The following is a 12040-nucleotide window of genomic DNA, read 5'->3' on the forward strand; positions in this document are numbered from 1 at the left end:
TGAGAATATTTTAATTATTTTGTCAGCAATTAAATATTCGGGAATGGCAGAGAACAAAACAGCGATCATCACCGGCGATATTACACGGGCTATTACAACAGTATTGGAAAAGCTGGCGGCCAGGCATCAGGAGCCTCCCGGTAGAAGCTCTTTACAGGCGGGGATATACGATTTTGTACGTTTTGAATATAAGCGTGGGAATATTGAGGTATATACTTCTGATGATGATTTCAGCGACGCTGACTGGGAACATCCAGGTACTCCCATTGATACGCTGACGGAAGAAGAGGTGAATGGGCTGCTGCCCTTTCTGAACGATCAATTGCATGCCGCGTTGGCGCCATATAACAGTCATCACCTGCTAGACTTTAAATTCACTATCCGTGGGCGGTTCCGGTTGGATACCGGTAAATTGACAGTGATTGTGCTGAATGAAGTGAATGAGGATAAGAAGAAATTGCTGCTGAATAATATCAGCCAGTATCTTGAAAAGAAGATCGTCGACGGCACTTATCCTACCAAAGATATAGATACTTTCTTCCTCGCTCCGCACCTGCTGGATAGTGCACTGTCCGGTACTCCGGACACACAGCGTGTTACAGCGATCTTTAACAAGATACTACAGCTGAATCAGCAGAATAAGGAGACGCAGGCCCAGCACAGATATTATATCATCTATGCCTTAAAACAGTGGGCCGATAGGTACATCTTTCCGTTGTTCTATAACATCGACAAAGGAGATTGGATGCAGGTCACCTACACGCTTAAAGATGTCTCGCAAAGACCGGTTGCTACGGGCGATCAGCTTGACCTTTTGATCTATGCGGCCATTCTGATCATCAGGTATGGGGCCAGCTTTGAGCGGTCCACAGGGTTACAGTTTATTGAAAAAGCGCAGGAGCTTGGAAGCAAAAGTGCTGCGAAAATTCTGCAATATGGCAGCGATAGCTTCGAACCAGCAGAGATGTCGCTTACCAACGATGAAGTGGTTTGCAAAGCCAATGATGTGCTCGGATTCGTTTCTATCAATATAAAAAAAGAAAGTGTAAATGCATACGCACAGGCACTTGATTTTATTAATCATTTGTTCAGTAAAGGATTTCCTGGCAGTTATGAAATACGGCTGAAAGCCAAAGCAAAAAATTATCTGCCTGTTAAATCGCTCGGAAAATCACAAACACATTGCTTTTTCGCCAATGCACTGCAGTATCCGGAGTTATTCCCCCAGCTGGCACAATATGTAGCGCTGACAGTCAAGCCTTATGAATGGTATACCGATGTGGACGCGGAACAATGTTGTAAACCCGGTACCTATGCGGCTTTGGGGCTGGCTCTTGTTGACCGCGCCTGGTTTCCGCTCCTGGAGAAATACTTTGAAAATGTTGATGATGAGCATCAGCAGGTGCAATATTACTTTGCGGTTCAGCTCATAAAGCAGTATGGCATCGGGCCTGATATTATCCCCGTGTTGGTGACCTGTTTGTTACATGCTCCCGATCATGCGCCTATCAGGGAGCTGAAGGACATTGAGACAAAAGAGAACCTAGAAACCCTGATCAGGTGTATACAATCACTGGAAATCCATGATGCAGCGCATGTGGCTTTCTTCATCTGGGGTAGTAAAGAAAAGCTGGCTGCCGCTGCCAGAAAGAAAGGCGAGCTGCAGCCATGCCTGAATGAAATAATGGGGGTAGTAAATAAAAGAGTCGGCGGGTGATTGGTTGTTATGGGGCGGGAAACAGATAAGCTGTGGCCCGTTTGTCTTTTGCAGACAATACGGTGATGGCGGAGCCGCATTGCCAGCTGTTCATAATCGATAAGGAGTCTGGCCCTAAAATACCCGGCGATATTGGCCCAATAAAAGGATCGCCAGGACCGTCTGTATGTTTGAAGCCAATGGTATGTCCTATCTGATGTGCAATAGATGCTTGTCGTTGTGCAACAGGAAGGGTTCTGAGATACAGCACGTCAATGACGATACTGTTTCCTGGCTTTCCATTGAATGAAGGGAATGTTGCGGAGCCACATGTATTACCGGTTGTTACCGTATTTTTTATCAGTATGTCATAACTTGAGGTTGATACAACCGGCGTCAGAAAGAGCGATGAATTCGGCACGGTGTTCCATTGCTGGATGGCGGCATAGATCTCATTGGCGAGTACCGCTGCTGATGCATCAATTCTCAATGTTATGTGTCTGCCGTTGATAAGGCTTACCCTGTTACTGGTAAACGATTGCTCTGTGAGTGGTGTTGCAGGCAACTGCATGTTTTTCGAGAATACGATATCGTCTTCTACTATATACTCATCTTTTGTTTCACGGATATTGTCAATGGAGAATCCCAGTTGGCGGATGTAATCGAGCACCAGCCTTGAATGACCGGGTGTGGACTGTATATCGTTGTCTGATTTCTTGCATGCAGTAATAATAAGGACTGCGAATATTATTGACGAGAGGATGGGAAGGAGCTGTTTCATGGTTAGCATATTGAGAGGGACTGAAATAAATTCCCCGCTGATGTCCTGAGAAGATCAGCAGGGGAATTTTTATATGCTGGCAGATGAAATGCCGTTACTATTACAGCGGATATAAAACAGCCGCTGCTTGTTTGTCTCTTGCAGACAATACAGTAGCGCCGCTGCCGCACTGGCCACCGTTCATGATAGAAGAGGCATCGGAGGTGCCAGTACCAGGAACCTGCGTTGCAGAAGGTTCGCCTATAGAAGCCCAGTTGGTATGCCTGAAAGATACATTGTGACCCATTTCATGTGTAATGGTTCTCTGACGTTGTGCGAAACTGTTGCCGGCGATGTAGGCTTTGTTGATTCTAATCAGGTTACCTGCAACACCGCCAGAAGGGAAAGTACCCTGGCCGCAAACGCCGGAGCCCAGGTTGTAATCCTGAATAGTTACATCATAGGCTCCACCTGCTGGTGCAATAACCCACTTGATAGTGCAATTGGGAACAGTGTTCCACTGATTGATAGCTGAATTGATTTCGGCTGTCATACTGGTCATGGAAGCGTCTATTCTCAGACGGATGTTTTTGCTATTGGCAACGCTAACTGTGCTACCAGTGTAGTATTGTTCAGTTTTGGCGCCTTTGCCCAGGTCGGCAGGCACCTGCATGTTTTTAGAGAAGATGATGTCTTCTTCTACAATGAATTCATCTTTTTCTTCGCGGATGCTACCTTTAGGGAAGCCCAGGTTTTCAATGTATGCCAGTACTTTTTGTGCATTGTCCTGAGCTGGTGCTTTGGCTTCGTCGTTTGATTTGCTGCATGAAGTGATGGTAAAAGTGGCCAGGGCCAAGAATGCAAGGATCTTAATGTGTTTTTTCATGAGTGTTGATTTAGGTTGAATTAGAGGTAAACAATAAAAATATTGCAGTGCTATAAGTTCACTGCATGGGTTAATATAGTTTGTTTGTTAATCGAAATGATTACAACAATGACCGACGTCTTATGAAGACGTGGAAACAGATGTTGTTATATTTTGACAGAAATTCTCCCGATCAGGTGGCTGAATACGTGATTAACGACAGAAACATCCCGTGGCACAGCACAAGGTCATCGGAGCTAGTCTTCAATGATACGGAATTGTTCGCGGCATCCATTCGCGACTGACCTCATCAGGCTTCTAAGCCTGTATATATGCTCATTACTAGTTGATCTGCAATGGAAACAGTGTGCTAAAAATTTTGTTGTTATAAAATAAGGCGTCCTTTGGTTTTATTATTCCCTGAGTAGGGAACCCTCAGTACTGCTAACAGATTTTGGTATCTATACAATATTACAATAACATAATCATAAGACGAAATTTTTTTTTGGAGGGAAATGAGACCTATAAGTGATCGGCTGCAATGTTGTACAACACGTGTGTTCGCAAGGGATTCCCTTCTTCAATAGCCGGATGTTCAAAAGCATCTACCTTTTCCATTCCAGCTTTTTTCATCACATTTTCAGATCTATGGTTGATAACTGCTGTAAAAGAATATACCTCCGCAAACTGTAATTCATGGAATCCGAACTGTAAACATCTTATAGCCCCTTCGGTGGCATAGCCCTGTCCCCATACTGATTTTTTCAACCTCCAGCCTATTTCTATGCATGGTGTAAAGAACGCATGGAATCGTGGATGCGTAAATCCAATATAACCGATGAATTCTTCCGTGGCAAGAATGTCCACAGCATACAATCCATAGCCGTGTTCTCTGAAATGCGTATGTATCCTTTCCACCATACCGGCGGTTTCTTCCGGCGTCAGCATTTTCGGAAAGTATTCCATCACATCAGGATTCCTGTTCATCTCCGTAAAAACGGCTACGTCATCATCCTGCCAGTGTCTGAATCCCAATCGCTCAGATCTGAATAAGTAATTGCGCTTCATATTGCAAAGATGAAACAATACTTTGGAGTTGTATTCATCAGCCTACTTTATAACTTTATATTTCAAGACCTGTATTTTGTATGAAAGGCAAACAACAACTGCTGCGTGAACTGATTAGCTGGGGCCAACAGCATAACGCTGTGAGAGCTATGCTGCTGACAAGTTCCCGTGCCAACCCCACTGCGCCCGTAGATCTGTTTACCGACCATGATATTGATCTCGTTGTGGAAGATCATACTGCCTTTCTTGCCGACGACAGCTGGCTCAGCACCTTTGGCGACATAATGGCTGTAATTGTGGAGGAAGAAGAAGTGTTTGATGGTGCGTGTGCTTCCCGTATGGTCCTCTATGACGACTATACGAAAATAGATTTCCTTATATTTTCTATCGAGCAGTTCAACAATCGCGCAGAATTACCTTTATTGCATGAAGACTGGGATATTGGCTATGAAGTACTGCTTGATAAAGATGGGCTCACAGCAATGCTACCTCCGCCATCCTATAAGTCATTCACTATTCAGCCGCCTGATGAACAGCGTTATCTTCACGTGATCACTGAAGTATGGTGGGATATGTCTTATGCTGCTAAATGTCTCTGGCGCGATGAGATTTTCTATGCCAAACTCATGACAGAAACTATGATGCGCTTCGAGAAGCTACAGTACATCATTGAGTGGTATATCGCTATGCAGCATAGCTGGCAGGTTACAACGAATAAATACGGAAGGTTATTTAAGAAGTATCTCGACAGTAATACCTGGAATAAGACATTGGCCACATTCTCAGATGCAGATATAGAAGGGAATTGGAACGCCCTGTTTGCTTATGCAGAATTGGTCCGTGAGCTGGGAACTGCGATAGCGGATAACCTGGGCTTTTCCTATCCGCAGGAGCTGGACAGGAAAATGATGGTGTATCTGGAGAAGGTCAGGAAGCTCGATAGAAATGCGACAGATATTGTGTAGAATCAGTCCGGCTACTGTTAAGGGCGGCCGGACTGGTGATATTTATTGCTGGTAGCTACCAGCGATGTTGATAAGTCTGTCCGGGTAGTTGGTAATGATACCATCCACACCGTAAGAAAGCAGCTGTTGCATCGTATCTGGTTCATCAACGGTCCAGGGGATTACCTGAATGTTCTTTGCATGGGCGGCCTTTACCAGGTCAGGTGTAACGAGCAGGTAATTGGGGCTGTAAATAGTAGGAATGAATCCCAGTTTGCTAATGTTGTCATTGAAGCCGTCTTTGGTGCCGATCAGCAACGCTGTGCGCTGTTTCGGTAAAGACTTGTGGAGTACCTGTAATGTTCTTATATCGAAAGACTGTATGATTACACGGTCAGCTATCTTTTTCTTTTTTATCACATCCATCAACATTGGCACAAATACATCCGGTGTGGGGTTGTAGGTACCGTCACCATCGGGAGATGATTTGGTTTCCATGTTGTATTGTACAGGTTTGAGGTGATGTGTTTTTACATAAGCTTCCACACTGTCGATAAGGTCTGCGAGCAGTGGCCTTGATACATTCATTTTCTGCTGCTGTGGAAAGCGTGGATGTGGTTTAGTACCGGCGTCATATTTCCTGATGCTGTCGTAACTCATGGAAAACAGTGCCAGTGACTTTTCTTCATCCTTGCTGATATCTGAGCCATCAGGTTTACGCATAAATTCAGCGGACATATAGGCGTCGTGTGAAACCACGACTTTCTTATCGGCGGTGATGATACAGTCCAGTTCGAGGGTGCGCGCGCCAAGTTTCACAGCATTGATCATGGCGGGAATAGTATTCTCAGGCATGAGCCCCATACCGCCGCGGTGTGCCTCCACATCGGTTTTTTGCTGAGCATAACTGACGGTAGCAATATTGCCCAGCAGCAATAAGTAAAGGATACGTTTCATGTAAGCAATGTTTTATTTTCCGGTAAACCGCAAGTTACATCTTTTCGGATGGGAACCTGATCTGGTTGCATTATTCATTTGTTATCTTTGACTACTAAGATAAATGTATGAAAGCATTATTGATCTTCACTTTGTGGATAAGTCGTTCTCTTTGCAGCCATGCTGCGTGTGCGCCTGACACGGCGGGTATTCCTCAGTTGGACGAGGCAGTAAGACAGTTTATGACCAGCTATGAAGTTCCAGGTATGACGGTTGCCGTTACCCGCAACGGGAAGCTGGTGTACTGTCGCGGATATGGCTATGCCGATAAAGAGAAACATCAGCGGGTAACTCCTGCAAGCCTTTTCAGGTTGGCGAGTGTATCGAAGAGTATAACGGCAGTAGCTATATTAAAACTTGCAGAAGCAGGGAGGTTATCGTTGGATGATAAAGTTTTTGGCGAAGGAAACATATTGGGAACCCGCTATGGATCGCATTTGTATAGTGATACGCTGGAATCAGTTACCATCCGGCATTTGCTGCAACATACCGCTGGCGGCTGGAGCAACGCCGGCACAAGAGACCCTATGTTCAATTATGCCGGTTATAGTAAAGATTCCCTGATCTCCGCAGTAATCGACAATGAGCCGCTGATCAACAAACCGGGAGCAGTATATGCCTATTCTAATTTCGGGTATTGCCTGTTGGGACGGGTAATAGAGAAGATAAGCGGTATGTCTTATGAACAGTATGTGAAAGCCAATGTGCTGGCTCCTTTAGGGATACACGATATGCAGATTGGCGGCAATACGTTGGCAGACAAAAAAGACGGCGAAGTGAAGTATTACGGGCAACATGGGGAGAATCCTTATGGTTTTGATCTGGTGCGTATGGACGCACATGGCGGCTGGGTTGCTTCTGCAACTGATATGGCAAAATTCCTGGCTGCCATTGATGGTTTTAGCACTTTTCCTGATATTATCAGTGCCGCTTCTATAAAAGCGCTTACTACGGCATCAACAGCCAATCCGAGTTATGCGCTGGGGTTGGCTGTGAATGCCTATCATAATTGGTGGCATGTGGGTTCTCTACCGGGAACCGCCAGTGAAATCATTCGTTCGGCCAAAGGCTTTAACTGGGTGTTGCTTTGCAATACACGTACAGATAAAGCCTTTTTCAATGATCTAGATGGTCTGCTATGGGGTGTTGTTAATAACCCCGCCACCAGGTGGCCGGAAACAGATCTCTTTTACTGACCGGATAATTCACGAAGTGTGTCCTGGAGCTTATTAATCCGTTTACTCCAGATCTGCCACAATAATAGGAGCTGGAACAGTATTATTATTATGGCTGCGCCTAGTATCTGGTATTTGTTACTGCTCCAGTGAATACCGGCCGTGAAGAAGATAAGCAGGCCAGTGATGCCCAACAGCCTGGAGGCAATAGACATACCTGCATATTGTTTCAGGTGGCGGAGTTGCAGAGCAACTCCTTTAGTAAGGCTGTTATCTGTTGTTTGCACTTTTGCCAGGAAGTAACCTGCTACATTATGCAGTAACATCAGCAAGATAGCTGTTACCAGGACAGCATTCAGGTAAAAAGGTCTGGTATGGCCGTCAAAGAAATCGTAGTATACGGCAAGAAAAACTGTATAGCAGCCACTTTCGAATATAAGCTGACGCCTGATAGCCTTTAGTACAGGACCATTTTTTCTGCTGATGATTTCTTTCAGCGCTCCTTCATTGGAGAAAGCGGTAGAGATATTATCCCACGCGGCTTTCAGTGGATCTTGTGTCATGGGTTTATAACTTTAGTATGTTCTTGATCTTTGTTTTGATACGATTCAGTTTTACACCAATATAATTCTCATCTGTCCCGGTAATAGCAGCCATCTCCTGGTAGCTAAGTCCATCGAGGTACATGGCGATGAGCGCTTTCTCCGCATCGCCCAACTGGTTGAGTGCTGCAAATAGTTGTTCTTCGAGTATTGCCCTGTTGTCATTAACTGGTGGCGAGGGTTCGGGAACATCTGGTGTATAGATAATGGAGAGGCCCCGCTTGCGGAATGCTGTCAGTGCTGTATTCAGTGCAACGCGGTACAACCAGGTGGATACCTGTGCATCGCCTTTGAATGATGGGAGTGATTTCCATAGCTGATATATCATCTCTTGGAAAAGGTCCTCCCGATCCTCAGGGGTATCGCGGTATAGACGGCATATCTTATGAAGTGTGCCCTGGTTTTGTACTATAATTGACAGAAACTGGTCTTTGTCCATTTACAGCAGTTTAGGTGATAACAGAGAAAATACATATCCTATTAGTTGCTGCAGGAGAGAAAAACTTACACGGGGGCACAGATTTTTTATAATATCACTTTGGTGGCGGTGGCGAGGTTACGCGTGGTGGATATTACACCGGTCTTCTTTTCCAGGTTGACGTTGGAAAAAGGCTTCTGCATCAGGTTTTTGATGGTTTTAATATATATATCCTTGCCAGAAAGATGATAGGTTTCAGCTGCATTATTGAGTGTCTGTAGTATTTTAGGTGTATCTGGTCCTGGTATAGTGCGGAGGAAGGCAATGTACACTTGTACCTCATCGTCTGGTGGTGTATCGTTGAATGGGTTGTTCTTTACTACATCTGCCATTTCTCCGAAACTTCTGATACAGGTAGGTACTTCAAAGCCCAGCTCCTGCAGCAGTAGCTTTTCTATTTTCGCCTCCATGGCTGGTGTGTCGCCAGCGCCGCTTTCAAAGATTACATTGCCGCTTTGTATGTATGTTTTCACCTGTTTGAATCCCGCTTTGATGAACAGCTCTTTGAGCACATCCATCTTTACGGTTCTGCCACCAACATTTACGGCACGGAGAAATGCTACATATTTTGCCACTGTCAGATATTTATTTCCCTGTTAAGTTAATCTTTTTTGTAATCAGTATCATGATGAGAAAGCTGTAAAGCAGGCCGCCCATGATTACTGCGAGGTAGTCAATGCGGAAGGTTGGGATATAATGCAGCTGATGATTCAACAGGAGTATTACTGTACTTAGTAGAAAGGTGAGTAGCCAGAACGATGTTTTGCGAGAGGGTCTGACAGGTTTTCGTATGTGTGATAATGGTATTTTCAGGAAGAAGAAAAAAAGGATAAGGAGACCAATTACAGAACTGATATATTGCCAGAGATACCACATTTTGATCGTTCTTCCCAATACAGGCACATCCTTTTCCAGTACGGGCAGGACTTCAGAGAAGCCGTCACCGTGTGTAAATGCATCCAAGAAAATATGCGTCAGTGCGCCATAGATCACAGAGAAAATGACCACCAGGAAATGTTGCCGGAAATAGGTATTCCAGTTGAAGTACCGGAAGCTGTTGAGCCTTGAGCCGGCCCACTGCGGTGCAAAGTTGATCAGCGCTGGTCTTACCTGCAGATGGTACAGAAATGCGACCAGTAGTGCTAACGGTATATCATATACGAAAATGCCCCACCAGGTATGGCCATAGTAAAAATAGGGATCAAGCAGGAAAAAGTACAAAAAGTCCGGGACCATACTCCCGATCAGTAGCCCGGTTGCCGAAAGGTATTTATAGGGCCTGCAGGTGAGGGGTACTACAATAGCAGTATGTGAGATAGTAAATGGCATGGGTCTTTAATTCCGGCTAAAGTTATAGATAAATTTTAAATGGAAGAACGACCAGCCAGATAACAGTAGCAGATATTTTAACTAAATTTTAAGGCCTTTCTAATGTTGGTGTTTAATATCTTGTAATCCTTACTGGTATTGAATTATATGGGTTTGTTTAATTGGCTTGAAATCGTCATATAAGCAGTCATTGCAAATTGTCCATCATTTCCGGTGTTTTATCCAAGCATCTGCATGTTGTTAGGATTTAAATTTGTTGAGTCTTTGAAAATTTCTAAAAAACAATGTGCTATGACTAACTGGAAAATTGATGAATCACACAGCGAAATTGGATTCAAAGTAAAGCATCTGATGATTACAAATGTGAGTGGCTATTTCACGCGTTTCACCGGATCGGTACAGACAGACAGTGAGGACTTTCATGATGCGACTATCTCCTTTGAAGCAGATGCAGATAGTATCGACACACAGAACAGGCAGAGAGACGAACATCTGAAGAATGGCGATTTTTTTGACTCGGGTAATTACCCCAAGATCAGCTTTGTATCGAAGAAAGTGAAGAAGATTGATGGCGAACAATACAAGCTGCTGGGCGATCTTACTATTAAAGACCAGACTCACCCGGTAGAACTGGAGGTATTGCATGGCGGGACTACTGTTGATCCCTGGGGACAGCATAAAGCGGGTTTTACGCTGAAAGGTCGCATACACCGCGCAGACTATGGCCTCCGCTGGAATGCCACTACAGAAGCTGGCGGCATCGTTCTCAGCGATGAGGTTAAACTGAATATGGAAATACAGCTCGTGAAGTCATAATGCAATGTTCTATCTTTGTGCTGGCGCTTATCCGGCGCAATCATAGACAGCAATGAAATTTGAGCAGTATAATATCTCTCCGGAGATAAAGAAAAGTTTAGCTGAATTGGGCTTCAAACGCCCTACAGATATACAATTTAAGGCCATTCCATCCATCCTGAAAGGAGACGATGTAATGGCCATTGCCCAGACGGGAACCGGTAAAACCGCAGCTTTTGCCATACCCCTGCTGCATCGTCTGCAGCAGCAAGACCGTCGGTATTACAAAGGGAAGTACGAGGTTAAATGCCTCGTAATGGTCCCCACGCGCGAGCTGGCTATCCAGATCGCTGAAGTATTCCAGCAAATTGCTCAGTATACCGAGCTCTCCATCCTGGCGTTGGTAGGTGGTGTTGATCAGGGGCCTCAGATCAAAATCCTCGAACAAGGTGTAGATGTACTGGTAGCTACGCCTGGCCGTATGTTCGATCAGATCAATCAGCAGCACCTTGACCTCAGCAATGTACAGACCCTCGTGCTCGACGAGGCGGACCACATGCTGGATCTGGGCTTCATCCGCGATATCCGCGATGTGATCAAGCATATTCCCCGCTCCCATCAGACACTATTTTTCTCCGCTACTCTCGACAAGGACATCAAAGATCTTGCATATTCAGTAGTGAATAACCCCATACGTATCCAGATCTCCCCACAGGACCCGGTTTCGAAGAATGTTAGTCATGCAGTTGCCTATGTAGAAATGGATGACAAACGCTTTTTCCTCGAACGATTGGTACGGGAGTTCCCGGACAATAAGATACTGGTGTTTGTGCGCACTAAGGTGCGGGCGGAGCGCGTATTCAATGCCATGCAACGTATAGGTGTCAAAACACTCACTATGCATGGCGGTAAAGAGCAGGACGACCGTCTTTCTATCATGGATGAATTCAAGAAGGGAGAAGTTAAAGTGCTGATTACTACTGATGTCAATGCCCGCGGTATTGATATCCCCAATGTGGACTACGTAGTCAACTATGACCTGCCTGATGTGCCGGAAAACTATGTACACCGTGTTGGCCGTACCGGTCGTGGCGTACAGAAAGGGCAGGCCGTTTCTTTCTGCAGCACAGAAGAGAAGCCTATTCTCGCGGAGATCCAGAAATTCCTCGGTAAGGAGATTACAGAAATGAAGATCGCTAAAGATGATTACCGCGAAACCATCAGTTTCTCCGAAGATGTTCCCAATGATAACTGGCAGTTGTTGCTGGACGAGCATAACAAAGAGATGGGGATGCTGAAAAAGAAAAAGAAGAAGAAAAAATAGAAGACTTC

General features: G+C 45.0%; 13 protein-coding genes. 5 read left to right on the plus strand and 8 right to left on the minus strand.

The window, feature by feature from the left end; translation table 11 throughout:
• Positions 1-43 precede the first annotated feature (43 nt).
• Entirely contained in the window at positions 44-1717 is a 1674-nt protein-coding gene (locus tag VM802_RS24700) for a DUF6138 family protein (RefSeq protein WP_325535681.1), read from the plus strand.
• 7 nt (positions 1718-1724) lie between these two features.
• On the opposite strand, the gene VM802_RS24705 is transcribed toward VM802_RS24700, so the two are convergent.
• The 3 genes from VM802_RS24705 to VM802_RS24715 all read right to left on the minus strand — a co-directional run bounded on the left by VM802_RS24705 (position 1725) and on the right by VM802_RS24715 (position 4389).
• The gene (locus VM802_RS24705) at positions 1725-2477 is read right to left on the minus strand and encodes a M57 family metalloprotease (RefSeq protein ID WP_325535683.1); all 753 of its coding nucleotides are present in this window, start codon (positions 2475-2477) and stop codon (positions 1725-1727) included.
• Positions 2478-2577: 100 nt separating this feature from the next.
• Positions 2578-3342, minus strand: coding sequence for a M57 family metalloprotease (locus VM802_RS24710; protein ID WP_325535685.1), 765 nt, complete (start codon positions 3340-3342; stop codon positions 2578-2580).
• Between the two features lie 501 nt (positions 3343-3843).
• The gene (locus VM802_RS24715) at positions 3844-4389 is read right to left on the minus strand and encodes a GNAT family N-acetyltransferase (protein WP_325535687.1); all 546 of its coding nucleotides are present in this window, start codon (positions 4387-4389) and stop codon (positions 3844-3846) included.
• Between the two features lie 80 nt (positions 4390-4469).
• Between VM802_RS24715 and VM802_RS24720 the strand changes: the two genes are divergently transcribed.
• A complete protein-coding gene (locus tag VM802_RS24720) occupies positions 4470-5354 on the plus strand; it encodes an aminoglycoside 6-adenylyltransferase (RefSeq protein ID WP_325535689.1) in 885 nt (294 codons plus the stop codon).
• Between the two features lie 42 nt (positions 5355-5396).
• Here VM802_RS24720 and VM802_RS24725 read toward each other — a convergent pair whose 3' ends face one another.
• On the minus strand, positions 5397-6290 hold the full coding sequence (locus VM802_RS24725) for a glycerophosphodiester phosphodiesterase family protein (RefSeq protein WP_325535691.1): 894 nt from the start codon (positions 6288-6290) through the stop codon (positions 5397-5399).
• Between the two features lie 107 nt (positions 6291-6397).
• Between VM802_RS24725 and VM802_RS24730 the strand changes: the two genes are divergently transcribed.
• Positions 6398-7525 (plus strand): serine hydrolase domain-containing protein, encoded by a 1128-nt coding sequence (locus tag VM802_RS24730; protein ID WP_325535693.1) that lies wholly within the window; start codon positions 6398-6400, stop codon positions 7523-7525.
• Here VM802_RS24730 and VM802_RS24735 read toward each other — a convergent pair.
• From VM802_RS24735 to VM802_RS24750, 4 genes are all read right to left on the minus strand, one after another.
• Entirely contained in the window at positions 7519-8067 is a 549-nt protein-coding gene (locus VM802_RS24735) for a hypothetical protein (RefSeq protein WP_325535695.1), read from the minus strand. The two genes, VM802_RS24730 and VM802_RS24735, sit on opposite strands and share 7 nt — an antisense overlap.
• A 4-nt stretch (positions 8068-8071) precedes the next feature.
• Positions 8072-8545, minus strand: coding sequence for an RNA polymerase sigma factor (locus VM802_RS24740; RefSeq protein WP_325535697.1), 474 nt, complete (start codon positions 8543-8545; stop codon positions 8072-8074).
• An 86-nt stretch (positions 8546-8631) separates the two neighbouring features.
• Positions 8632-9159 carry a DUF1697 domain-containing protein gene (locus VM802_RS24745; protein WP_325535699.1) on the minus strand — a complete coding sequence of 176 codons (528 nt, stop codon included), beginning with the start codon at positions 9157-9159 and terminating at the stop codon, positions 8632-8634.
• Between the two features lie 10 nt (positions 9160-9169).
• Positions 9170-9913 carry a DUF4184 family protein gene (locus VM802_RS24750; protein ID WP_325535701.1) on the minus strand — a complete coding sequence of 248 codons (744 nt, stop codon included), beginning with the start codon at positions 9911-9913 and terminating at the stop codon, positions 9170-9172.
• Between the two features lie 291 nt (positions 9914-10204).
• Between VM802_RS24750 and VM802_RS24755 the strand changes: the two genes are divergently transcribed.
• Both VM802_RS24755 and VM802_RS24760 read left to right on the plus strand, forming a co-directional pair.
• Positions 10205-10729: a YceI family protein gene (locus tag VM802_RS24755; protein WP_325535703.1), complete on the plus strand. Its 525-nt coding sequence runs from the start codon at positions 10205-10207 to the stop codon at positions 10727-10729.
• 52 nt (positions 10730-10781) lie between these two features.
• Positions 10782-12032 (plus strand): DEAD/DEAH box helicase, encoded by a 1251-nt coding sequence (locus VM802_RS24760; RefSeq protein WP_325535705.1) that lies wholly within the window; start codon positions 10782-10784, stop codon positions 12030-12032.
• The last annotated feature ends 8 nt before the right edge of the window (positions 12033-12040 follow it).

The sequence above is a fragment of the Chitinophaga sp. genome (assembly GCF_035538455.1).
GTDB lineage: Bacteria > Bacteroidota > Bacteroidia > Chitinophagales > Chitinophagaceae > Chitinophaga.

Bases quoted from the DNA above. Each gene is read 5' to 3' on its own strand.
- VM802_RS24730 (WP_325535693.1), top strand. From the start codon at position 6,398: ATGAAAGCATTATTGATCTTCACTTTGTGGATAAGTCGTTCTCTTTGC.
- VM802_RS24725 (WP_325535691.1), bottom strand. From the start codon at position 6,290: ATGAAACGTATCCTTTACTTATTGCTGCTGGGCAATATTGCTACCGTC.
- VM802_RS24740 (WP_325535697.1), bottom strand. From the start codon at position 8,545: ATGGACAAAGACCAGTTTCTGTCAATTATAGTACAAAACCAGGGCACA.
- VM802_RS24755 (WP_325535703.1), top strand. From the start codon at position 10,205: ATGACTAACTGGAAAATTGATGAATCACACAGCGAAATTGGATTCAAA.
- VM802_RS24710 (WP_325535685.1), bottom strand. From the start codon at position 3,342: ATGAAAAAACACATTAAGATCCTTGCATTCTTGGCCCTGGCCACTTTT.
- VM802_RS24705 (WP_325535683.1), bottom strand. From the start codon at position 2,477: ATGAAACAGCTCCTTCCCATCCTCTCGTCAATAATATTCGCAGTCCTT.
- VM802_RS24760 (WP_325535705.1), top strand. From the start codon at position 10,782: ATGAAATTTGAGCAGTATAATATCTCTCCGGAGATAAAGAAAAGTTTA.
- VM802_RS24700 (WP_325535681.1), top strand. From the start codon at position 44: ATGGCAGAGAACAAAACAGCGATCATCACCGGCGATATTACACGGGCT.
- VM802_RS24720 (WP_325535689.1), top strand. From the start codon at position 4,470: ATGAAAGGCAAACAACAACTGCTGCGTGAACTGATTAGCTGGGGCCAA.
- VM802_RS24715 (WP_325535687.1), bottom strand. From the start codon at position 4,389: ATGAAGCGCAATTACTTATTCAGATCTGAGCGATTGGGATTCAGACAC.
- VM802_RS24735 (WP_325535695.1), bottom strand. From the start codon at position 8,067: ATGACACAAGATCCACTGAAAGCCGCGTGGGATAATATCTCTACCGCT.
- VM802_RS24750 (WP_325535701.1), bottom strand. From the start codon at position 9,913: ATGCCATTTACTATCTCACATACTGCTATTGTAGTACCCCTCACCTGC.